Genomic DNA, 25,042 nt, shown 5'->3' on the forward strand with positions numbered 1-25,042 from the left:
GGTGGGTTTATTACTTTAAATTATCACCGATAGAAAATACTTCCTTCACAACGATCAAGTAAAATCCTATACTGGCTGAAAATAAGGATGGGATTACACTTGTTAATATCTATAGGTATCACCTTTAACTAAAGCTATTAGCATTGCAAAATGTTCAGATGCCATTCATTGCAGGGAGAGGCAATCTCACAGCAAAACATCGTAACAGCTAGATCAACGCGTCTGGTGTTTTAAGAAGAAAATCTTACCAAAAGCATCATATCCAAAAAACCATGAGGAAGTAATGAGAAGGCAAAAGGTCGTTGTACAATGTTCCTGTAATTTTATGCGAGCAGGGTTGGAAGCATTAATTAAAGAGACGGATTTATCGGTCTCTCTTGATATTGTAGACAGTAGCGGTAGTTTTTTAGAATGCGAGGGCGCTTTAAATGTCTTGCCAGTAGTGAATTTAGTCATCCTAACGGTCTGTAACCGTGATTATAACCTGACCTCACTGTTGCAACTTGTTGGAGAACGTTTGCCGAAAATGCATCCCAACAGCAAAGTGATACTGATAGGTGATATAGCCGATGTCAACCCACTAAAATGTTACTTTAGTGGGTTGAGAAACGTCAGTATGATACTGGATAAGGCAATAACGATTGATGAGTTAAGTAGGGAATTGCTGAGCACGACCGTGAATAAAGAGTCAGGTTTCGGAAAACGTTCCACAATGCTTACACCGCGTGAATTAGAGATTCTGCGCATGCTGCTGGATGGTGACACCGCGAGAAAGATAGCTGACGACTTGAAACTAAATTTCAGAACAGTAAGCCATCATAAACGTGCAGCCTTGGCCAAGCTGGGGGTTCGTTCATTATGCCCCTTGGTGAATCTGATGGGGAAAAGAAAATATAACAAGAGCGCTTCGCCTTGGGAGAGGGTATTGGGTCAAATTAGTCTGTAAGCGATATAGCAAATCGAGTCGTAAAGTAAGATAAATTCATGGATATAAAAGGGAAGGAAAACAGCATAATGCTGGTGGTAGTTCGTTACTGATGCATTAACGGCCTGTGCCTTAATTCATTACCCACCAATCTTGTGGGACGTTGCCATATCGGCATCAGGATAAGTCATCAATATCTCGCTTTATCTTGTCATTGCCTGTTTTTAACTAAGATAAAAACGAATTAATAGCAGCGTCGTTCCCTGACCGGTTTTGTCTTAAGAGGGTTTTATGTCCCTATAATGGAATATAAAAATCAATAATATAGTGAGAAACAGATATCATCATTATGAAAAATCTGCCCAAACCTAACCAGCTTAAAGTGTTCCAGTCGATTATCGAACACGGGAGTTTTCGGGCTGCAGCCAAAGCCCTGCATCAGACTCAGCCTGCATTGACACAATCAATGAATGAACTTGAGAAAATGTTAGGCACTCCACTTCTGATGCGTGGGCCGCGTGGCGTGGTACTGACCGAAGCAGGTAAACTTTTTGAGCCCCGAGTTCAATTGGTGTTGAAAGAGTTAGAGCGCGCAGTCAATGAAGCAAAGCAGCTTAGTGCCACCTCTCAGGGAACCATTGAGTTGGGGAGTTCGTCGTTACCCTTTTTTACCATGTTGCCAGCGGCAATCCAGCGTTTTAATAAACGCTTTCCGCAGGTCAACATCAATCTCACAGAAGGCCAAATTTCTGAGCTATTACCTGCCCTGCGAGGGGGAGAATTAGACTTCGTCATCGGTGCAACGTCGCCGGAAACGATCCTGGCTAGCGAATTTATTGAAGAGCCATTCTTTACCACTCCTTTTGCCGTGGTGGCACACCGAGATCATCCATTGGCCAAGAGTACCTCGCTGAGTCAGCTCAAACAGGCCAAATGGTATTTACCCACGGCGAAAATAGGTTACTTCGGTGAACTTGATGCACTGCTGTTCCCCGAAGGGGAAGAGAACACGCAGACCATTATTCGGGGGGACACAGCGGCCATCACGTTGCAGATGGTAATGAATGCTGGCTTTTTGACCGTGGCCGCGAAAGAGATGCTTCGGGTACCTTATCTAAGCCAGCAGTTGTGCATGATTCCGATCGAAGAGCAGTTGCCCGATGCGTCCTACAGTTTTATCTATTCTCATCGTTTACCGTTGACGATGCATGCCAGGACCATGATAGATAAACTGCAAAGGGAATGTAAGATCTATCCTTGGTCTAGTGAGGTTGAATAATCAATGGCTTTACCCGTCGTCCTTCAAGTTGCCGCAGTGGTGACTAGCCGCAACTTGAAGTGACATGAGGATAAATCGTTCCGATTCCCCATCTGGGGTTTGTTAATAATCAATAAAAACTAGATAAAGTGAATATTGAGTTATGCTTTGGGGCTGATGATAAAATTTAGGCTACCCGTGTGCATCCCTTCTTTCGTCGCCGCGCTTTTAAACAGGTTGATCTTTGGCGTCCAACACATCTGGCTACGATCAGGAGTACTACTGGCAGTCTGCGTCAATGTGATGTATTTAGCGCTTGCCGTCGGGAAACTGAAGTTGTTTGCGGCCATCCCGTCGTTGCTGGCCAACTGCAGGTTATAAAACAACTGGCTAGCCGTGCCTTGTAGGGAAAATAAACTACGTCCCCCCTGTATGCTTGAGGTATTTGTTACGCTTAACGCATAGGTTTTATTTTTTACTCCTGCCGTTACATAGTTGATACACAGATTATTGCTGGCGATATTCTTAACTGATGCGGCATAACCGTTTCCCGCTACAGTAATATCGGGTAAATTGCTCAAATCAAGAGTGTCTAGTTGCCACACGGCTGAGCTCATGCTGAATACTGGTTCTGGTATATCAACATCTTCAGTCCTAGGTAGATCCGTCATGGAAAGCATGCAGCCAATAGCTGAAATATAAACCACACTGGTCTGAGCCCCACCACTCTGTCCAGAACCACTCATGTTTTCGGTTGTAAGACGGCCTCGTAAACCAGGATAAGCTCCCGCAGTATCCGTAGTGAAGTCGATGGAAACAGGCGAACTGAATTGAATTATGCTAGCGTTAGGAATACCAAAAAAACTTAATAGACGAGTGCCTATATTGTTACCGATACTTGCCTGGGTGGAGACATTACTAAAAGAAGTCGTTGAGTTACCTTGTGCATTAACCGCAAGGTTAGAACCTATCGTTGTGGGGACCTCTACATAAAAGTTGCTTCGAATAGATGTACTTGCCCCTGCCACAGGTGTTACTACGTAGTTGAATTTTGCCTGCCATTTATTCGTGCCCAGTTTGGTAATAGAGCAGTCAGTGATGGTTTGATTATAGGTAATCGCCATTGCGTGCGTGCTTAATGCCAGCAGAGAGCAAGCCATCAAGCGGGATAAGGTTACTATTATTTTCATATCTCTCTCGCGATTAGCGCGTAAGCTTTCAATTGATTTTTCAACTCACGCCATTGCTGTATTCGCAAGGGCGTTTTAGTTTTCCTTAAACTTTAACTTCAAACATCATTATCAGTTTACCGACGTAATTGCCCGATATTTTCCCCAGCACACCTGTAGGCTGGCGAGCGGAGACGGAAAGCAGATAGCTGCCCGTCGAGATGCCTCCTACCTGTGTAGGATTTCTGAAATCTACCGGCGTAGCACCCAGTGGTTTTAGCGTGGTTGCGTTGCTGCCAAACCCGACTTGTTCGGTGGTAAAAGCCAGCGCGGCGTCGGTTTCATGATTCATTATTAGCGGATTAACCAATGAGACCCTAAAGTCTTGTCCATTGCGGATGCTCACCTGAACCGGTACCTGAGCCTGATAGCGCGTGATGTCACTGCCCACGCTGTTGCTGAGTGTTAACATGTCATACCAACCACCGCCCGGTTTCTCTACCGTGATCTGAACCAGATTGGTGAGGGTAATGCTGATGGGCACGCTGCCCAGCGTGGTGTCAGCAGCATATACCGTGCTCCCTGTCAGCAGTAAGACTGCCATTATTGCCTGCTGCCATAACTTCATGCTGTTCATCCCTTTATTGTCTGCTCTCATTTGCTGCACTGAAGGCTGAAGGGCTTGTTCTGCACATTACCACTCAATGTGCTCCCTGCCATTTGCCTTGGCGTGCCGGGGTAGACATTAAAATCATCCACGGCTTGGCCATTCAGCTTCAGTTCGCTGAATGCTACTCGCACCGTGCCGGTGGCCTGCAACTGTAGACTGCTGGCTTCACAACTGTGCTGCCAGGTAGCAACCTGCTTAACCGGCAACTGGCGTACCAGGCCGTTAAACCCCAGGCTGACCAACATTACATTGTCTCGGGTACCGCTAATGCTGGCTTTTTGCTGGGGAATAACCGCCAGGCGGTACACCCTCTCTCTTTCCGGCGTTTTTAGCGCCGTTAACTGCACCGGTTTCTGCTGGCGTGGTCCCAGCGAGAGTTTGAATGGTGCAGCATACAGATAAGGATCTTTGCTCATCCCCAGAGGTATCAACTGCTCCTCATCGATAGGCACGCCGGGATTACCGATCTCAAACAGAGTGATGCCAACAAATTCCGGCGAATCGCCGGTGTTGCTGACCTGTACCACTGCCTGTTCACCCTGCATCTCAACAATTTTCGGGCTGATATCAATCAGTGCCTGTGCCACCCCAAAAGGGAGGATGCACAGCAGTAATGCTGTGACCTCACGGGCAACGGATGTCAAACGGCTGGCCATCGGCATTTCCTTTCAGGGTTTTTACCGGGAACACCAATGGTGTGCCTGGGAACACTTTTTGTTCCTTTGCCATATTGTTTGCCGGGGTCGCTTGCAGTTGATTGAATAACGAGTGCACGCTACCACTGGACGTCAGTTGCAAACCGCCTGCTGTGCATTGATGGCTCCAGGCCCGGGTCTGTCCCCCTGAAGAAGGCAAGTGATGGACCAAAACGCCATAAGCCACACCGAAGGTCAGTGGGGCGCTAATTTTTTCTTTGTTTTCATCTCCTACCACCTTGATGCTGGACACCGGGACGATATACAGCCGGTAGAGCGTCTCTCTGGCGGGTGCTTTCAACGCGACCAGATTGATATCGCGTTTCTGGCCCGGCCCCAGCGTCAGTTTGGCCGGGCTGGCCATCATTTCAGGGACGGTGATATCACCAATGGCTGTCTTGCGCTCCGGGGTTTCACCAGGGTTCTCGACACGCATCAGATCCACCTTCAGATAAAGTGGTTTATCGCCGAGGTTGCTGACCTGTACGGTACGGGGTTGCTGCCCCTCAACGGTGCTGCGCGCAGGCATCACCATCAGTTGGCCATCAGCATGAGCCAGGTAACTTAGAGCCAGAAGGCTGACTACCACCGCAGACTGCAATTGTTTAATCATGGTTTTCCTTATTCATTCCCGTCAATTCTTCGCTGTTCCCGCAGGCGACATCCTCAGGGAGATTCGTTTCAACCTGCTATACAGAGATAGCGTTTATCTTTTGGTTTGGTCATGTCGCAGCGGTATCGCCCCTGCTTACCTGTCACGGTGATTTCTTTAATCAACGTCGTGGACGCCAGTGAGAACAAGCCATTCGGATAGACCGTATCACCTGTCTCGCTTACCGTGCCGCTCACCGGCCCCCCATGGTTGTTGACCAGGAAGCCGTTATACAGCAGGTTCATTTCCACCTCGGCTTGTACCGGATACACCTGCCCAGGGTGAGCGCGTACCACGTTGGCGGGCAGACGAATATTCATGTCCATGTCAGCATCTACCGACTGCGCCTGGGCAAAAGTCACGTCCTGATAGCTGGCCAATGGCACCGCATAGGTACTGCCACCACCAACCGGATTGCCTTCCACTTTGAAGCCATATTTCGCGTCACCCAGTTTTGGGGTACGAACCAGCATAGCGGCACCACTCGGGCTGGTGCGCCCCAAGGCAAATCCATCCTGGCTTGCGGCAAACATGCCGTTGTAGTTGAAGCTGCCGCTGGTGATGTGGTCGTCGACCCCAACGCGTAAAGAAGCATCCCCACGGGTGCCGTTGCGGCGGGCGTTCAAGCCAACCGCGTTGGTGCGGCCAACGTCACTGAAGTCAATACCGGCGGTGGTGGTACCGGTGCTGTCCTCAAATTCACGGGTGTAACTCCCACCGGTATAGAGTTTGCCGTTGTTGTAGGCGGCGTTCAGGGTGCCGGTATTGCGGTCCAGCATGATGGTGGTATTCAGGTACAGCCCGTAATTGTTGCTGCTGTTGTCATAGCCACCTTTCTGCACACCCATGGCGATCACCGCCCAAACCCCGTTGCCACGCCAGTTCCAGGTACTCTGCAACTGATGTCGTTCGCTGTTGCTATAGCGGCTGTAGTTGTAGCCCAGGCGGGTCGGGCCGAACTGTCGGCTATAGCCAAATGCGGTGCTGTTGTTAGCCGGGTAGAACTCGGATACCGCGGTATTCTGGTACTGCGAGGCGGTCAGGTACCCCAATTGCTGGTTGCCTGCGCTCAGGCTGGCGTAGCCACCAACGCGTTTTTCCCCGGCCATCACGCCCACGGTCGGCGTCACTTCCATGTCTGCGACTTGCATTGGTCGGGTGAGGTTATGCTCCATCGCCCAACGGTTGCCGGTCCCTTTTAGCAGTGCGCTGCTGGCCGCAAACCAGTTGGTCTGAAAGCTGGCACCTGCGCTGAGGAGGCTTTTCTCTGTATCAAGCTCTTTACCCAGCGTGACATACCAGCCAGTGCTGCCGCCGTAATTGATATTGGCAATCTGTTGGTTCTCACTGCTCACCACTTGGCCGCTGCGATTGACCAATCGAACCTCGACGCTATAGAAGCCGCCGGGCAACTGGTTATAGTCAATCTCGTTACGACCGATCACCGCTGGCAGACGGCGGATAAGACGGCCATCACGATAGAACTCGTAGTCACCGTCAGCGGTAGCGAACAGCACCATCTTGCCGGCGGACTGGTTGTCGCGCTTCAGGTTGTCCTGGCTGCCCAAGGTGACAAACTGGTCAAAGCTCGGGTTGAGTGACGTGCTGACGCTACCAGCGGCGGTATCGCGGCTGTCCTGACGGCCACTGCGCAGGTAGGTATTGGCGAAATTCTTCTGCAAATACCAGGTACTGATGCCCTGATCGGTGGTCCGAGTATCGAAATTTTTGCTGTCGTTGTAATACCAGCTCAGGTAGCCATAGCTCTGTGAAGGCAGACCAAGATAACCCTGACCGAAGGCGGAGACAGCACGGTATTCGTTGGACGCAGTGCGCACATCCAGCGATTGATTGTGGATGAAGCCCATCATGGTCCGGGGCTGTACGTAACGCTTGCTGCCATCGGTGATAGTCAGTGACTGCTTGACCTTATCGAGCGAGACGGTTTGACCCTTGACGGTATAGTCACAACCGTTGGGACAGACCGCATAAGGTATCTGTGCCAGTACCTTGTTCAGCAACTCGATCTGCTCGGTTGAAATCCCATTTTGGCGATACAGCGCCTCATCAAAAGTAAGCCGATTTTGCTGGGCAGACCAACGGACTGGGCCAGGTAAGGGAGTGCTGTCGAGGGTGGCGAGAAATTGCATGGAGGAATCCTGCTCGGCTTCAGAGAAGCCGGCGGGCACCTGATATTCAATTTGAGCTCCCTCAGCATAAATGGCTGCTGACGGAGTCAATAATAATAAACCTGTTGCCCATCCTGGGATACATTTGCCCATCTTATATTCCATATATAGAGACTCAACAACACGGCCAGTAACCTATTATTAATTTTTTTGATTTTAATAATTAATAAGCCACATCCTATCTATTTCTTTTACTAGATGTACAGAAAGCTTCCGTTATAAAAACAGAAGATGGCGTTCTTCGTATGCTATTAGGGTTATCCGCAGATAACCCTAGTTTTATTACGAAATTAAGCGTCATTTAACACTTTACGATATCGACTCTACAATAATTCGAGTTGCCTGAAAGTGGCATACTGTCTCCCCCAAGAATGAGCGAGCAACAACCGTCGACACAGAGGCAACTAGACGTATGAAGAGGACAGCGTTATTAAGCCTTTGGCTCGAACAACATGACCAGATCGCCCTGGTATGAACCATTGGTGCTACCGGTTGCATTGGTTGGCGCCTTGGCATCAATTTTCAGGGTATAGGTGTTGTCATATCCACCAGGAGCGGTAGTGGTTTGCATCACTTTCAGCGGGGTACCCTGAACGACGGTTTTACCTGCAAAACTGACCACTACGTTAGACAACTGGGCACCATCAGCACGGTTGATAGTCAGTGGTTGAACCAGAGATACGTTGACTTCGTTGTCGGTGGTGTAAACGCGCACTGGCAGATCGTTAGAAGCAAACTCAGTCTGGGTATAATCTTTGGCAAACAATTCTTCCTTGTCATACCAGGTGCTACCGTCTGGCTTAGAAACAAAAATAGCATCGTTGATGTTAGCTACGATGGTAATTTCTTTTTTTACGCCATTGGCGGCATGTGCCATACCGGCCGACAGCAGAGCGGTAGCAACAACAGACAGAAGGATCTTTTTCATGGTGACTTTCCTTATTATTAAAACTAACAGACGTCCTTGTCATCAAGGATCGCTTTGAATTGCCTGTTCAAACCAAACAGGGTGAAAAAAACCCTTATTAAAGGATTGTTTGCAGTCTGCTTAGCGTAATTTACCTTGGTTCACACTAGACTTTATGGCATAAATAATAGCAAGCCACATATGGCTGGTTTTTTATACGAACCTCTCATGTGTGTGATGAATATAGTCCCGCGCAACAGCGATTACAAGCCAATAGATTTTTATCAGTGATAGGAAAAGTTAATACTCAATCTCTAACTGAAAAACGCTATCGATTGAAATTATGTTATCACCGATAAAAATTACTTTATTTACGTTCTTTAAGATACCCAATACAATGGTGAAAATTTGGTGGCAAGATGAACAGGGAAAAGTACAGCCATGAAGTTATCATAGTCGGAAGACCAATGATTATCCTGCAGTGAACATTCCCCATGAGAAGCGAAACTGGACATTAACTTAATCACGGAAGGTCGTGGTTTTTGCTTGCAATGATTTCACCTGTCAGCATTTACCGTTAATGCTTAAAATCATCTTTGGTCGGGAGGAACTTAATCTATTTTCTGATGGTTTTCATCTTGTTGATTTAATTTGTTAAATTTTAATGCCAGGTAATTAATTCACAGATCCATTTTATTGGTGTAAGCGTCACATCTTTATTGTCGCTCAAGTCATAACTTAATGATTGGTATTGGTTTTAATTAAGAAAAACATCTTTTAAATACTTAAAAACAGGTGTGGCTGATGCATTGGGCCCCTCCTGCAAGTATGTCTTTTCAATTTATCTATAAGGTAGTTGCAGTGAAAAAGCACGATTTACCTTCACGCCACAAGGCTGGAGCATTTAAAAAATCTCGGATAGCTACATTGTTAGCCTGGGCTAATATTGTTACCCAAGTGGTTTTCCCGATGAGTATTGCCTATACCCCGGCAGTCATGGCGGCGAAAAATACCCATACTGGGGATGAACAGGCGGTTGCGACGGCAGCAAGCCGTTTGGCGGGTGTGTTAGCCAGCGGCGATCCAACCAAACAGGCCGAATCTATCGCTCGTGGTGCTGCGACCAGTACCGCGAATGACGCCGTTGAAAACTGGCTGAATCAATTTGGTACTGCCAAAGTACAATTGAACCTGGATGACAAACTTAATCTGAAAGGCAGCCAATTAGACGTTCTGTTACCCCTGCAAGATACCCCAAGCCTGCTTACCTTCAGCCAACTGGGTACGCGCTATATTGACGATCGCCTCACGCTCAACGCTGGCATAGGGCAACGTCATTTTATCGATCAGCAAATGTTTGGCTATAACCTCTTCCTGGATCGCGATATCCAAGGCAGTCACTCACGCATCGGTATTGGTGCTGAATATGCACGTGATTACCTACGGATTGCTACCAATGGCTATTTTGGCGTGAGTGGTTGGAAGAACTCGCGCGATTTGGACGGTTTTGATGAAAAGGCCGCTAATGGCTTTGATATCCGTACAGAAGCCTATCTGCCATCAATGCCACAATTGGGCGGCAAGCTGGTTTATGAGCAGTATTTTGGTGATGAAGTCGGTTTATTTGGTAAGGATAAACGCCAGTCCGATCCTGCTGCCGTCACTTTCGGTGTGAATTATTCTCCTGTGCCATTGGTTAGCTTCGGCGTAGACCACAAGCAGGGAACCAGCGGTATGGAGGATACCCGTTTCAATCTTTCCCTCAATTATTCCTTCGGCACCGAACTGTCAAAACAGCTCGATCCGGCCAATATGGCGGCAAAACGTACGCTGGCAGGCAGCCGTTACGATCTGGTAGACCGCAATAATGAAATTGTTCTGCAATATCGTGAGCAGAAGTTACTGAGCGTGGTGATGGATCCGCTGTTACAGGGGGATTCAGGCCAAACTATTGAGTTACCGATCACCGTCACCAGTAAGCATGGTGTTGCTTCATTCGAGTGGAAAGCAGACCTGTTTACCGCCGCTGGCGGGAAAATCATCCCTAATGGTCAGGGGTGGAAGGCCGTGTTGCCATCGTATAACCTGTTGGGAAATAACAACTATCCTATCAGCGTGACCGTCATCGACAAATCGGGTAACCGTTCTGAGCCTGCTCAGGGGGAAGTCGTGGTTACCGGTTTTGGTATTGCAGCAACCTCTAATCTGATGATTAAAAATGCGCGTTTGCCAGCAGATGGTCGCTCAACAACGCAAGTAGAATTGTCACTGAAGGATGGCAGCGGTCGTCCAATCAGTGGGATCGCCGGGCAGATTACGCTGAACAGCCAATTCCAACCGCCATCAGCGGCAAGCAAAATCAGTCCTGCTTCTGCCACAGTACACCCCATTGCTCATGCCATAGGTGAGGTAAGCGAATCCAAAGATCGCCCAGGTGTCTATCTTGCCACGTTCACTGCTGGCAGCAGCGTGGGTGTAGTGAAGATCACGGCAAGCGTATCCGGGTCAGCGATAGCAGTGAAAGAGGCTTCCGTAACGTTATCGGCAGACAATGCCTCGGCCAAGATCGACGAGAACGGGCTGACCGGCAAGCTGGGTAATACCTTGGCCAACGGCAGCGATGTCAACACCGTGCAGTTGCCGGTGAAAGACGCACAGGGCAACCCAGTGCCGGGCTTCGATGTCACCTTTACTGTGACCAACCCGGACGGCAGCACCCGTCAGCAGACGGTGACCACCGACGAGAACGGCATCGCCTCTCTGCCGGTGACCAGCGACAAAGCGGGCAGCGTGAAGGTGGAAGCAGAGGTGGGCGGCGTGACCAGCAGCACCGAGCTGAGCTTCGTGGCTGACAATGCCTCGGCCAAGATCGACGAGAACGGCCTGTCGGGCAAGTCAGGCAGCACCGTGGCCAACGGCAGCGATGTGAATCTCGTACAGTTGCCGGTGAAAGACGCGCAGGGTAACCCGCTGCCGGGCTTTGATGTCACCTTTACCGTGACCAACCCGGACGGCAGCACCCGTCAGCAGACGGTGACCACCGACGAGAACGGCATTGCCGCTCTGCCGGTAACCAGCGACAAGGCAGGCAGCGTCAAGGTAGAAGCAGAAGTCGGCGGTGTGACCAGCAGCACCGAGCTGAGCTTCGTGGCTGACAACAGCACGGCCAAGATCGACGAGAACGGGCTGACGGCAGAAGCGGGTAACACCGTGGCCAACGGCAACGATGTGAACCTCGTGCAGTTGCCGGTGAAGGACGCGCAGGGTAACCCAGTGCCGGGCTTTGACGTCACCTTTACCGTGACCGATCCGGACGGTTCGACCCGTCAGCAGACGGTGACCACCGACGAGAACGGCATTGCCGCTCTGCCGGTAACCAGCGATAAAGCAGGCAGCGTCAAGGTAGAAGCAGAAGTCGGCGGCGTGACCAGCAGCACCGAGCTGAGCTTCGTGGCCGACGGCAGCACCGCGACCATCGACGAGAACGGCCTGACCGGTAACGCGGGTAACACCACCGCCAACGGCACCGACGTGAACACCGTGCAGTTGCCGGTGAAAGACGCCAAGGGCAACCCACTGCCGGGCGTTGACGTCACCTTTACCGTGACCAACCCGGACGGCTCTACCCGTCAGCAGACCGTGACCACTGACGAGAACGGCATCGCCTCTCTACCAGTGACCAGCGATAAAGCAGGCAGCGTGAAGGTAGAAGCAGAAGTGGGCGGCGTCACCAGCAGCACCGAGCTGAGCTTTGTGGCCGACGGCAGCACCGCGACCATCGACGAGAACGGCCTGACCGGTAACGCGGGTAACACCACCGCCAACGGCACCGACGTGAACACCGTGCAGTTGCCGGTGAAAGACGCCAAGGGCAACCCAGTACCGGGCGTAGATGTGACCTTTACCGTGACTGCGCCAGACGGCTCTACGCGTCAGCAGACCGTGACCACCGATGAGAACGGCATTGCCGCTCTGCCGGTGACCAGCGAACAAGCGGGCAGCGTGAAAGTGGAAGCAGAAGTGGGCGGCGTCACCAGCAGCACCGAGCTGAGCTTTGTGGCCGACGGCAGCACCGCGACCATCGACGAGAACGGCCTGACCGGTAACGCGGGTAACACCACCGCCAACGGCACCGACATCAATACCGTGCAGTTGCCGGTGAAAGACGCGCAGGGCAACCCAGTGCCGGGCGTTGACGTCACCTTTACCGTGACCAACCCGGACGGCAGCACCCGTCAGCAGACGGTGACCACCGACGAGAACGGCATCGCCTCTCTACCAGTGACCAGCGATAAAGCAGGCAGTGTGAAAGTGGAAGCAGAAGTGGGCGGCGTCACCAGCAGCACCGAACTGAGCTTCGTGGCCGACAGCAGCACCGCGACCATCGACGAGAACGGCCTGACCGGTAACGCGGGTAACACCACCGCCAACGGCACCGACGTGAACACCGTGCAGTTGCCGGTGAAAGACGCCAAGGGCAACCCAGTGCCGGGCGTTGACGTCACCTTTACCGTGACCAACCCGGACGGCTCTACCCGTCAGCAGACCGTGACCACTGACGAGAACGGCATCGCCTCTCTACCAGTGACCAGCGATAAAGCAGGCAGCGTGAAAGTGGAAGCAGAAGTGGGCGGCGTCACCAGCAGCACCGAGCTGAGCTTTGTGGCCGACGGCAGCACCGCGACCATCGACGAGAACGGCCTGACCGGTAACGCGGGTAACACCACCGCCAACGGCACCGACGTGAACACCGTGCAGTTGCCGGTGAAAGACGCCAAGGGCAACCCACTGCCGGGCGTTGACGTCACCTTTACCGTGACCAACCCGGACGGCTCGACCCGTCAGCAGACGGTGACCACCGACGAGAACGGCATCGCCTCTCTGCCGGTGAGCAGCGATAAGGCGGGCAGCGTCAAGGTGGAAGCAGAGGTGGGCGGCGTGACCAGCAGCACCGAGCTGAGCTTCGTGGCCGACAACAGCACGGCCAAGATCGACGAGAACGGCCTGACGGCAGAAGCGGGTAACACCGTGGCCAACGGCAGCGATGTGAACCTCGTGCAGTTGCCGGTGAAGGACGCGCAGGGTAACCCAGTGCCGGGCTTTGACGTCACCTTTACCGTGACCAACCCGGACGGCAGTACCCGTCAGCAGACGGTGACCACCGACGAGAACGGCATTGCCGCTCTGCCGGTAACCAGCGATAAAGCAGGCAGCGTCAAGGTAGAAGCAGAAGTCGGCGGCGTGACCAGCAGCACCGAGCTGAGCTTCGTGGCCGACAACAGCACGGCCAAGATCGATGAGAACGGGCTGACCGGCAAAGCGGGTAACACCCTGGCCAACGGCAGCGATGTGAACCTCGTGCAGTTGCCAGTGAAGGACGCGCAGGGCAACCCGATCCCGGGCTTTGACGTCACCTTTACCGTGACTAACCCGGACGGCTCTACCCGTCAGCAGACCGTGACCACTGACGAGAACGGCATCGCCTCTCTACCAGTGACCAGCGATAAAGCAGGCAGCGTGAAGGTAGAAGCAGAAGTGGGCGGCGTCACCAGCAGCACCGAGCTGAGCTTTGTGGCCGACGGCAGCACCGCGACCATCGACGAGAACGGCCTGACCGGTAACGCGGGTAACACCACCGCCAACGGCACCGACGTGAACACCGTGCAGTTGCCGGTGAAAGACGCCAAGGGCAACCCAGTACCGGGCGTAGATGTGACCTTTACCGTGACTGCGCCAGACGGCTCTACGCGTCAGCAGACCGTGACCACCGATGAGAACGGCATTGCCGCTCTGCCGGTGACCAGCGAACAAGCGGGCAGCGTGAAAGTGGAAGCAGAAGTGGGCGGCGTCACCAGCAGCACCGAGCTGAGCTTTGTGGCCGACGGCAGCACCGCGACCATCGACGAGAACGGCCTGACCGGTAACGCGGGTAACACCACCGCCAACGGCACCGACATCAATACCGTGCAGTTGCCGGTGAAAGACGCGCAGGGCAACCCAGTGCCGGGCGTTGACGTCACCTTTACCGTGACCAACCCGGACGGCAGCACCCGTCAGCAGACGGTGACCACCGACGAGAACGGCATCGCCTCTCTACCAGTGACCAGCGATAAAGCAGGCAGTGTGAAAGTGGAAGCAGAAGTGGGCGGCGTCACCAGCAGCACCGAGCTGAGCTTCGTGGCCGACAACAGTACGGCCAAGATCGACGAGAGCGGGCTGACCGGCAAAGCGGGTAACACCCTGGCCAACGGCAGCGATGTCAACACCGTGCAGTTGCCGGTAAAAGACGCCAAGGGCAACCCACTGCCGGGCGTTGACGTCACCTTTACCGTGACCAACCCGGACGGCTCTACCCGTCAGCAGACGGTGACCACCGACGAGAACGGCATCGCCGCTCTACCAGTGACCAGCGATAAAGCAGGCAGCGTGAAAGTGGAAGCAGAAGTGGGCGGCGTCACCAGCAGCACCGAACTGAGCTTCGTGGCCGACAGCAGCACCGCGACCATCGACGAGAACGGCCTGACCGGTAACGCGGGTAACACCACCGCCAACGGCACCGACGTGAACACCGTGCAGTTGCCGGTGAAAGACGCCAAGGGCAACCCACTGCCGGGCGTTGACGTCACCTTTACCGTGACCAACCCGGACGGCTCTACCCGTCAGCAGACGGTGACCACCGACGAGAACGGCATCGCCTCTCTGCCGGTGACCAGCGACAAAGCGGGCAGCGTGAAGGTGGAAGCAGAGGTGGGCGGCGTCACCAGCAGCACCGAACTGAGCTTCGTGGCCGACAGCAGCACCGCGACCATCGACGAGAACGGCCTGACCGGTAACGCGGGTAACACCACCGCCAACGGCACCGACGTGAACACCGTGCAGTTGCCGGTGAAAGACGCCAAGGGCAACCCACTGCCGGGCGTTGACGTCACCTTTACCGTGACCGATCCGGACGGCAGTACCCGTCAGCAGACGGTGACCACCGACGAGAACGGCATTGCCGCTCTGCCGGTAACCAGCGATAAAGCAGGCAGCGTCAAGGTAGAAGCAGAAGTCGGCGGCGTGACCAGCAGCACCGAGCTGAGCTTCGTGGCTGACAATGCCTCGGCCAAGATCGACGAGAACGGCCTGACGGCAGAAGCGGGTAACACCCTGGCCAACGGCACCGATGTGAACCTCGTGCAGTTGCCGGTGAAGGACGCGCAGGGTAACCCAGTGCCGGGCTTTGACGTCACCTTTACCGTGACCAACCCGGACGGCAGTACCCGTCAGCAGACGGTGACCACCGACGAGAACGGCATTGCCGCTCTGCCGGTAACCAGCGATAAAGCAGGTAGCGTCAAGGTAGAAGCAGAGGTGGGCGGCGTGACCAGCAGCACCGATCTGAGCTTCGTGGCTGACAGCAGCACGGCCAAGATCGACGAGAACGGGCTGACGGCAGAAGCGGGTAACACCGTGGCCAACGGCAGTGATGTGAATCTCGTGCAGTTGCCGGTGAAAGACGCGCAGGGTAACCCACTGCCGGGCTTTGATGTCACCTTTACCGTGACCAACCCGGACGGTTCGACCCGTCAGCAGACGGTGACCACCGACGAGAACGGTATCGCCGCTCTGCCGGTGACCAGCGACAAAGCGGGCAGCGTGAAGGTGGAAGCAGAGGTGGGCGGCGTGACCAGCAGCACCGAGCTGAGCTTCGTGGCTGACAGCAGCACGGCCAAGATCGACGAGAACGGGCTGACGGCAGAAGCGGGTAACACCGTGGCCAACGGCAGTGATGTGAATCTCGTGCAGTTGCCGGTGAAAGACGCGCTGGGTAACCCACTGCCGGGCTTTGATGTCACCTTTACCGTGACCAACCCGGACGGTTCGACCCGTCAGCAGACGGTGACCACCGACGAGAACGGTATCGCCGCTCTGCCGGTGACCAGCGATAAGGCGGGCAGCGTGAAGGTGGAAGCAGAGGTGGGCGGCGTGACCAGCAGCACCGAGCTGAGCTTCGTGGCAGGGGATGTGGTTGCTGAAAACTCCAGCCTGGAGACGGCCTCCGCCAGTATTGAGGCGAACGGGACAGACGCCACGGTGATTACGTTGACGCTGAAAGACAGCAACGATAATCCAGTCACCGGCCAGACCGTGACCTTTAGCACTACGCTGGGTAGCATAGGTAGTGTAACTGAGGGCAACAACGGGGTGTATACCGCGACGTTGACAGCAGGTAAGGCTGCGGGTACTGCAACACTGGGGGTTAAAGTAGGTGGAAATGCATTAGGTGTGACAGGCTCCGTCACGTTAACACCAAGAGCAGTAGGCACGGCCCAATCGGGGTTGATTGCAAGCAAAGCCAGTATCAATGCCGATGACCGTACGGGTTCTACTATCACCCTGACGGCCAAGGATGAGTACGGTGACGCAATCACTGGTCTGGATCTTGAGTTTGTTACCGATCTGGCGAACACCGAGATAACGGCGGTTGTTGACAATAACAATGGTACCTATACCGCAAGTATTAATGGTACCAAGACTGGTGTTGCCAACATTACCGTATTGTCTTCCGGTGTCGCGTTAGAGGGGTTGTCAACCACGGTGACAATAACACCGGGCGCATGGAACGCAGCACAAGACACGCCAATAATGGTGGTGAGTCAACCGACGGTATATTCAAGGTTCACTAATAATGCCTACAAGAGAAATTATGTGAATGTAGAGGTGCTACCGTTATACGATAATTACGGTAATACAATCGCAGGAGAATTGACCTATACGTTAGGTATGGCAAGTGCCAAAGATATAAATGGAGAGACAATTACTATAAGTGCCGCGAGTGATCAGAAACGGCTAAGTGGCGTCAGTGGTAGTTATGCTATCGGCAGTGATAGTTACTTGACCCAAGCATTAGCTGACGCGAATGGTATTGTCAGCACAGATGTTACAATCACAGTGACGGGTGTTAAAGATGATTTCAGAACAACGCCAGTCAATAATAAGTTTGTTTTAGGAAAGGGCTAATCAGCTAGGTCGTCGGGCAATGTACTTTTGCTTGACGGCTATAGTGCCCGGCACTATGACTTAGTATAAAAGCCCCTGTTTTAACAGGGGCTTTTTTTGTCTTCGATCTGGCATCGTTGATCCATGGTCAGTTGTTGGTTTTGTCTCATTGTGTACATCTCTTGCAGGAGAAAAAAGGTGAGTTTAATAACAGTTGAATTTTCCTTCTCAATTATCACAAGTTATACACTTGGTCGTTAAGCTATCAGAACTGACACTCTTAAATAAAGAGCTCGCGTTTACATTTTCCGCATCTGCATCTAAGCTTAAGTTGATTCATTCCAGAGTTGTCTCAATATAAGGTGAGTTATGAAAGAACTTCCAAAAATCAATCAGCTCAGGGATTTTCAGGCGATTATCTATTATGGAAACATCAGAACCGCTTCACAGGCCTTGTTCAAAACCCAGCCTGCGATGACCAAAAGCATCCAGGAGTTAGAGCGGATTTTGGGGGTGACCTTATTATCCAGAGGGCCACAGGGCATGGTGTTAACCAAAATGGGGCGTGTTTTTGAACACAGAGTTAACACGCTACTTAACGATCTGGAAAGAGCCGTAGATGAGTTGCATCAATTGAGTCAACAATCTCAGGGCAACGTAGTCTTTGGTTGCTCGCACCTGCCAGCTTTAAGTGTTCTCCCTTCTTTAGTCAATAAATTTCAAGTGGAACACCCAACATCCAATATTACCATTATTGAAGGACAACTTTGTGAACTGGTGAGTTCACTTCGGTTAGGGCGATTGGATTTTTTTATTGGTATCGCGTCACCTGAAATATCAATGAGTGAGTTTATTGTCGAGCAACCGATCAATGCGGAATTTTGTATTATTGCCAGAAAGGGGCACCCTCTCTCTCATTGCCGCTCATTAAGCGAATTGCAAGGGGCGAAGTGGTATTTCCCCAGTACCAGAACCGGGTATTATAAAGAACTAGAGAAATTTATTTTCCCAAATGGGAAAACGAGCAAGGATATCGTGATTTATGGAGACTCATTGAGCATTGGTGAGCAAATGGTGTTAAATGAGGATTATTTTTTTATTGGACCCAGGGCAGTTCTCGATATTTCTTATGTAAAAGATCTTATCACCGTGATACCTATAAAAGAAAGATTGCCTGATGCCCTATATGTTATTATCCACAAACAACAACATGGGCTGACTCCGCTGGCAAAACAACTGATGGATGAAGTCAAAGCGGCGTGTTTAAAACTTCTCTCTGATGAGAATTGATTTTACGGAAGTTTGCTCCTCGGTGCTGGCTATCCAAGAAGGTGCGACCTAATTTGATCGCACCTTCCTTGACCAGACAGAGTCTTTTATAGTGGGAAACGTAATATGGCGTTAAGATCGGCACTGGAAGGTAAATCGTCGCTGCGTACTGCTAAAACTCTTGCTCCGGTAGCCATCGCTCTTTTGGCAATCTCATCAATTAAATCGTAGGCGTCATCCTCATCGTTGTCACTGAAAGTGATTAATCCTTGCTCATCAATGATGCCTTTCAGCTTGCAGTCGAGGTTAATCAGTAGCAAATCAATGGCGCCGAACGTGGCTGCTCTTGCCGCATCTGAAAGATCCTGAGTGACCCGGCGTTCTCCTAAGCGTGTTTCAAAGCGCGAGGCTAACGCGTTCAATTGCTCCTGATAATAGTTATCCATTAATGGCCGCACCAACGTTACTAATTCAGAAGTACCAAGGTGCTCAGCATTTTTGAAAAGCGTTTCCTCTGCCAGGTTAGCCAATGAGTTTGTTGAACGGTAGATCGAGGCCAGCGGCTCGGTACTGACAAGGATAAGCGGAGAATCATGTCTGGCAAACAGTGGACGTAATGCCTGGTCAATTTTGCGAGTATATTGCGCCAGTCGCACTTTGTGATGTGTCGCGCCATGGTGGTGGTCATTCAATGCTGCATCCCCCATGGCATCCTTCATGGTGGTGGGCATCTCTGGCACTGTCATCTCTTCTGCGGGAGCATCAGCAAAAAATTCTATCAGGCGTGTCTGGTTTTCAGAGAGTGCAAGGATGTAGGCCGAATGTGGGAAGGTTAACGCACGTAATAATGGTTTAAGGTAGAAACGTTTGCCCACTTCAAGTCGATTGGATAGCTCATTGGCCAGCCGGTAAGTTCGGATACTGTCTGGTGTTGCAAGCACCGCCAGGCTGCGTGCATGCAGGTCCCAAAATGACTCATCTTCCAACACTGAACGAAGCTGTTCTTCCAACAAGGCAACACGGCGTTTATCCAGGCCGCTGTCTGCAACCTGCAGCAACGCCTCCTTGATGAAGTTACCAAGTTGAATTTTACTGGCCTCTAAGTGCTGGCGTAGAGGCGAGGTTTCAAGATAAATCGAGATACAAGCATCCGCATGAATATCAGCTAAATAGGCATATTCTTCACGGCTAGGGATATCAACATAAAGCATGTGCACCTCGCAAAATGACAAGATTATTTAGGTGGTACGGCTTCTTTGGGGTCTTTCCGCTAACATCTGTGGTGGGAGCCTTAAGCAGACAAACAGCCCGTACCTTAACAATAGTTGCTTCCTTGATGACCGGGGGACAATCAGGTGTTTTTTTATGCTGTTTTAATGAGGTACCCGTAACCCGGATCGCCTGATGTCATTCCTGTCACTTCTCAGAAAAGCGGTTGGTATGAACGAGCAAAAGCATGTTGCCGTCGTCTGCGAGCTTATAGGACTTGTATTACGTTTGGCTGCACGGATTTTTTGCGTCAGTGGAGCCATAGACAGGCCTACTGATAGTGAAAGAGGGGCAATATTAGCGAATCAGACTTTACTTTTGATTGTAGTCGCACAAGGGCTTGATGCTGAGTAAAGCTAGTGGGGGCTGGTTGGATGAGAGTATTAGGCAATCGTTGAGTCAGGCTGGAAAGCAAAAAACCCGCCATAGGCGGGTTCTTCTAAATAGTGGTGCCCGGACTCGGAATCGAACCAAGGACACGGGGATTTTCAATCCCATAGTCTACTTGTTAAAATGGTGTTAAATTTCGTTGCGCATACATGAGTGTGCAACTATGAAAATTCTGCCCGTTATCTCTCCTAAAGGTGGTGAAGGTAAATCGACTTTCGCAGCCTATCTTGCTGGTTTTCTGGCTGATGCCGGACTCCGGACACTCCTGATTGACGGCGACTATTCCCAGCCTACGGCCAGCAGTATCTATTCTCTAAACTATGAAGCACCTGCGGGATTGTACGAGCTTCTTATGCAGATGGTGCCGGAACCTGCGCAGGCTATCTCCCACTCTTCTATCACCAATCTCGACGTCATTATTTCAAACGATCCGGATGAGATGCTGCCTACGGCGATGCTACATGCGCCGGATGGGCGTTTGCGTCTGCGAAACGTGCTTCAACACCCGGCTTTTGCTCAATACGATACGATTATTGTTGATTCCAAAGGGGCTACCGGCGTGATGGTAGAGCTTACGCTACTATCGGCCACCGGGCGGGCGATGGGGATTGTTAAACCGGTCCTCCCAGACGTTCGAGAGTTTCTGCGTGGTTCAATACGCATGTTGACCCGTCTACAGCCTTTTGAAAATTACGGTATTTGCCTGCCGGAAATCGCCATTCTGGTTAACTGTATCGAGAATACGATCCTCGACAGAGTCAGCCTGGCTGAATTGACGGCGATCGTCACCAATAAGCGCTATGACACCTCCTCCCTGGGTAAACGTGATGTTTACCACCTGCTCAATACGCGCATTGACTCTCTGGATATCTATAAGCTGGGCCATGTCAAAGCTCAGCCGGTGCATCGATTGGAATGTAAAACCAATAGAAAGAGCCCGGCTGCGGCGGAAACCATGCACAGCCTTGCCAGCGAACTGTTTCCTGAATGGAGAATTCAGTTTGATGCCTTGTTGGAAAGCCTCGGGGGTAACGTATGAATCAGAATCTGATATGGAGAGCGGTAGCTTTTTCAGTCGACCCCGCTGAAAAGCACGATGAAGTTTTTGTCTATGTTGATGCACCCGACCGTGAAAGCGCCAAGCTGCGCATTGCTGAACGCTTGTCCGATGAGTGGGGGATAGCCCCTGATTATATTGAATTCTATAACCCGAGCAATGAGACAGAGTTGCGCGATATCGCTCTCGGGCCGCAACACCCGTCAGGGAGCCCATTACTGGAGTGTGGATGGACCGGGGGGCCGGAGGGGAGTGCAGTTTATGATGTTGACCCCGTTATTTTAGTCGCTTCTCCTTCGCTGCGTTGCGTGCTGGAGACTGCATATAACACCCTAATTCATAGCGATTTGATCAAAGAGGCACGCTGCATCGGGTGTGGCTGTACTGATAGTCACGCCTGTCTCGATAAGTTTAGGGCCCCTTGCCATTGGCTGCAGGTAGATAGAGAAACCGGGATTGGCGTCTGTTCTTGCTGTGAGTCTTATCTGAACCATCCCAGCATTTCCGATCGCAATTAATTGGGGGATATTGATGAATATAAATTCCGCTATTACGCGTAATGATAAAAAACAATATTTCCCACCCCACTCTCTGGAAGCGGAGCAGTCCGTATTGGGCGGCCTGATGCTGGATAACAACCGTTGGGACGAGGTTGTTCTATTGCTGGATCGGGAGGACTTTTTTACCGGTGGCCATCGTATTGTCTACGGTGCTATGGCCGAACTGGCGATGGAGAGCAGCCCGCTCGATCTGATAACGCTGTCTGAGCTATTGGAACGCAAAGCGCTACTGGAACAGGTGGGGGGATTTGCCTATCTGGCTGAACTGGGTAAAAACACGCCCAGCGCCGCCAATATTGTGGCCTATGCGCAGATTGTGCTGGAGAAAAGCCGCTTGCGGCAACTGCTTTATCTGGGGCAAAGCCTTTGCGCCGATGTATCAGGACCTCGGGCTGAGGTCTCCACTATTACTGAACAGGCTGAAAGTACGCTGTTCGCTTTGGCCGAGAAGGGTAGTGCAAAGCAGCATCAGGAAATTAGCGTACTCAATGCTATGGATCGGCTGGTCACTCATTTAGAGCAGGTCAATGGCGGTAATGGCATCACCGGAATACCAACCGGTTTTAGCGAATTAGATCATATGACCTGTGGGCTGCAGGCGGGCGATCTGGTTCTGGTTGCGGCACGCCCCTCAATGGGTAAGACTTCGTTGGCGCTCTCATTCGGCACCGGGGCATTACAGGGTCATGCTGAAGGCTCGGTGCAGATCTTTAGCATTGAAATGCCAACAATACAGCTAATGATGCGCCTGACCGCAATGGAAAGCGGCGTTGAGCTGTCCAGGTTACGCAGCGGCCAATTGGACGATGAGCATTGGGCGCGTATCAGCCACTCAATTGACACATTCACCGCATGGAATGGCCGGTTGGTTATTGACGATAACAGTCACCAGACTCCGGCATTACTGCGTGCCCGCGTCCGTCGCTATGCGCGTAAATACGGGCCACCGTCACTTATCCTGATTGATTACCTACAGCTTATCCGTTGCCCCGGTCAGGAAAACCGGACGCAAGAAATTACCGAAATATCACGCAGCCTTAAAGCGCTGGCCAAAGAGCTGGACTGTCCGGTCGTCGCGCTATCACAGTTGAATCGTCAGGTAGAAAGCCGGGCAGACAAACGCCCATATAACGGCGATCTGAGGGATTCTGGCGCGCTGGAGCAAGATGCCGATCTTATTCTGTTTATCTACCGTGACGAGGTGTATCACGCGGATACGCAGGATACTGGCGTGGCGGAACTGATCCTTGGTAAACAGCGACAGGGGCCGATCGGTACGGTGAAAGTCCAATTCGATGGCCGGTACACGCGCTTTTCTGACTCCGATGGCGGTGGATTTCACCTTGGTTATGCCGACCAAGGGAGGTCTGTATGAGCGGGAAGCTAAAACAGGTCGATCTTGGCGGTGCCATGCTGCAGGGTGGGCGTCAGTCTCCGGCGGCAATAGCCGTGATACCGATGAGCGAAATGCCGATGGTACTGACGCTGGATCAGCTTAGCCCCAATCCGGATAACCCACGTACCAGCCGTAACCCCAGATATGAGGAGATCAAAGCAAGTATCCGCGCCCGTGGGCTGGATACCGTGCCCAAAGTGACCCAAGATCCCAACGGCGCAACGAATATCTATATCTTTAGTGATGGTGGCAACACCCGCTATGAGATCCTGTGCGAGCTGTGGCAGGAAACCGGTGACGAGCGTTTCTACCGTATCCACACTCTATTTAAACCCTGGCCCGGACGACTACAGTGTGTCATTGGCCATTTGGCTGAAAACGAAGTACGCGGCGAACTCACCTTTATCGAAAAGGCGTTTGGTATCCATAAGGCCCGACAAATCTATCAAGAACAGTTGCAGAAAAACGTCTCCCTGCGTGAGTTGTCATCATTGCTGGCCGAGCAGGGGTTGCCTGTCGACAATTCAACCATTAGCCGGATGGAGAATACTCTAAAGTATCTGTATCCCTGGATACCGGTATTACTGGAGTCAGGGCTGGGGGGGCCGCAGATTCGGCAGCTTTTGGCATTAAGGCAGGAGGCCGGGCGTATCTGGAACCAATATCAATCGGCAGCGGCACCCGCACAGGTATTCGACGATGTTTTTGGCGGTTGCTGTCGTCGGTTTGACTCACCGGAAATTTGGGCACTAGAGATGTTTCGTGATGAGTTAATCGGCGACCTGGTCAATGCATTACCTCATCCCTTGCTGAACTACGACCGCTGGCTATTAGAACTTGATCCTAAAGAGCGTAACCGCCGACAGTTGTTCGGCGAGCAGGAACTACTTAGCCCACCCGATATTTCATCCGGTAATATACCAAGCCCACCCTGCGATATTATACCTATCAATTCACCTGTCGTTGCCAAACCGCCAACGCAATCTCGCCGCGCTGAAGTCGATAACCCAGATCCAATTAACGCCTCTGGCGAGCAGGAAACTTCAGATGCAGAGATAGCCGGTAGCAGTATGGAGTTTCAGCCAGATTTGCACGCGCCTGCGGTAATGGAGGTAGGTAGCGTATCCGTTGGCCAAATCCCCCCGTTATCCGCTCCTGCGGGATCTGTTGCCATTGCCCCCGATACACAGGATGTATCTGTTAAGGGGTTAGAGTCGGTGGCTAATATCTGGACCCTCAGCCCGCTACAGGATGATATTGAGCATCTGCAAGGCATGGCGTTTCGTCTGGCGTTTGAGCTGGCCGAAGCGCTGGGCTGTGAAAATGAAATCCTACCAGCGTCATCCGACACGCTCTCATCGGGCTATTGCACCGCTAATTTAGCGGATAATTCCCCATTAACTTCCCTGTTGTTATCCCTATGCGGGGAGTCTAGCGAGGGGCATTTACCCAGTTGCTTAATGGATATGCTGACCGGCGGCGTAGGGCAGAGTGAGGTTCCGCTGCTGGATGATGCTCAGACCATCCGCTTTTTACGGCTGATTCGGGTTGTTCGCCGATTGCGCGAGCTGCAACGGCGGATCGGGCCTGAACCGGGGGCAGAGTAATGCCTCTATTGACCACTTATTTTTCACTACAAATTACGCTAGTCGCC

Annotated in this window: 16 protein-coding genes; 9 read left to right on the forward strand and 7 right to left on the reverse strand. The window is 51.9% G+C overall.

Annotated elements, in window-relative coordinates; all coding sequences use genetic code 11:
* Window positions 1-337: 337 nt before the first annotated feature.
* Both KGP16_RS01765 and KGP16_RS01770 read left to right on the forward strand, forming a co-directional pair.
* On the forward strand, window positions 338-946 hold the full coding sequence (locus KGP16_RS01765; RefSeq protein ID WP_223500689.1) for a LuxR C-terminal-related transcriptional regulator: 609 nt from the start codon (window positions 338-340) through the stop codon (window positions 944-946).
* Window positions 947-1,274: 328 nt separating this feature from the next.
* A complete protein-coding gene (locus KGP16_RS01770) occupies window positions 1,275-2,204 on the forward strand; it encodes a LysR substrate-binding domain-containing protein (RefSeq protein WP_059199497.1) in 930 nt (309 codons plus the stop codon).
* A gap of 140 nt (window positions 2,205-2,344) precedes the next feature.
* Here the strand turns inward: KGP16_RS01770 and KGP16_RS01775 are convergent, their stop codons facing one another.
* From KGP16_RS01775 to KGP16_RS01800, 6 genes are all read right to left on the reverse strand, one after another.
* Window positions 2,345-3,373 (reverse strand): hypothetical protein, encoded by a 1,029-nt coding sequence (locus tag KGP16_RS01775; protein WP_155621697.1) that lies wholly within the window; start codon window positions 3,371-3,373, stop codon window positions 2,345-2,347.
* An 85-nt stretch (window positions 3,374-3,458) separates the two neighbouring features.
* The gene (locus tag KGP16_RS01780; RefSeq protein WP_196482503.1) at window positions 3,459-3,956 is read right to left on the reverse strand and encodes a hypothetical protein; all 498 of its coding nucleotides are present in this window, start codon (window positions 3,954-3,956) and stop codon (window positions 3,459-3,461) included.
* A gap of 50 nt (window positions 3,957-4,006) precedes the next feature.
* A complete protein-coding gene (locus KGP16_RS01785) occupies window positions 4,007-4,678 on the reverse strand; it encodes a hypothetical protein (protein ID WP_218519962.1) in 672 nt (223 codons plus the stop codon).
* Window positions 4,647-5,327, reverse strand: coding sequence for a pilus assembly protein (locus KGP16_RS01790; RefSeq protein ID WP_371822703.1), 681 nt, complete (start codon window positions 5,325-5,327; stop codon window positions 4,647-4,649). The genes KGP16_RS01785 and KGP16_RS01790 overlap by 32 nt, the downstream gene beginning before the upstream one ends.
* Window positions 5,328-5,398: 71 nt before the next feature.
* Window positions 5,399-7,519, reverse strand: a complete 2,121-nt coding sequence (locus KGP16_RS01795) for a TcfC E-set like domain-containing protein (protein WP_223498748.1) — start codon at window positions 7,517-7,519, stop codon at window positions 5,399-5,401.
* Between the two features lie 469 nt (window positions 7,520-7,988).
* Entirely contained in the window at window positions 7,989-8,486 is a 498-nt protein-coding gene (locus KGP16_RS01800; RefSeq protein WP_059199502.1) for a CS1 type fimbrial major subunit, read from the reverse strand.
* A 948-nt stretch (window positions 8,487-9,434) separates the two neighbouring features.
* Here KGP16_RS01800 and KGP16_RS01805 point away from each other — a divergent pair.
* Window positions 9,435-17,468, forward strand: coding sequence for an Ig-like domain-containing protein (locus tag KGP16_RS01805; protein ID WP_223500693.1), 8,034 nt, complete (start codon window positions 9,435-9,437; stop codon window positions 17,466-17,468).
* Window positions 17,469-17,816: 348 nt separating this feature from the next.
* Window positions 17,817-18,737 carry a LysR substrate-binding domain-containing protein gene (locus KGP16_RS01810; RefSeq protein ID WP_059199504.1) on the forward strand — a complete coding sequence of 307 codons (921 nt, stop codon included), beginning with the start codon at window positions 17,817-17,819 and terminating at the stop codon, window positions 18,735-18,737.
* A gap of 86 nt (window positions 18,738-18,823) precedes the next feature.
* Here the strand turns inward: KGP16_RS01810 and KGP16_RS01815 are convergent, their stop codons facing one another.
* Entirely contained in the window at window positions 18,824-19,927 is a 1,104-nt protein-coding gene (locus KGP16_RS01815; protein WP_223498750.1) for a hypothetical protein, read from the reverse strand.
* A gap of 193 nt (window positions 19,928-20,120) precedes the next feature.
* On the opposite strand from KGP16_RS01815, the gene KGP16_RS01820 reads away from it, so the two are divergent.
* From KGP16_RS01820 to KGP16_RS01840, 5 genes are all read left to right on the forward strand, one after another.
* The gene (locus KGP16_RS01820; RefSeq protein ID WP_037376542.1) at window positions 20,121-20,339 is read left to right on the forward strand and encodes a hypothetical protein; all 219 of its coding nucleotides are present in this window, start codon (window positions 20,121-20,123) and stop codon (window positions 20,337-20,339) included.
* A 199-nt stretch (window positions 20,340-20,538) separates the two neighbouring features.
* Entirely contained in the window at window positions 20,539-21,414 is an 876-nt protein-coding gene (locus tag KGP16_RS01825) for a ParA family protein (protein WP_223500695.1), read from the forward strand.
* Window positions 21,411-21,950 (forward strand): hypothetical protein, encoded by a 540-nt coding sequence (locus KGP16_RS01830; RefSeq protein WP_223500697.1) that lies wholly within the window; start codon window positions 21,411-21,413, stop codon window positions 21,948-21,950. Before KGP16_RS01825 ends, KGP16_RS01830 begins: the two co-directional genes overlap by 4 nt.
* 13 nt (window positions 21,951-21,963) lie before the next feature.
* On the forward strand, window positions 21,964-23,367 hold the full coding sequence (dnaB-PI, locus tag KGP16_RS01835; RefSeq protein ID WP_223500699.1) for an SPI-7-type island replicative DNA helicase: 1,404 nt from the start codon (window positions 21,964-21,966) through the stop codon (window positions 23,365-23,367).
* Window positions 23,364-24,995, forward strand: coding sequence for a ParB family protein (locus KGP16_RS01840; protein ID WP_223500700.1), 1,632 nt, complete (start codon window positions 23,364-23,366; stop codon window positions 24,993-24,995). Before dnaB-PI ends, KGP16_RS01840 begins: the two co-directional genes overlap by 4 nt.
* The last annotated feature ends 47 nt before the right edge of the window (window positions 24,996-25,042 follow it).

This window comes from Serratia sp. JSRIV006 (genome assembly GCF_019968685.1).
In the GTDB taxonomy this organism is placed as follows: Bacteria; Pseudomonadota; Gammaproteobacteria; order Enterobacterales; family Enterobacteriaceae; genus Chania; species Chania fonticola_B.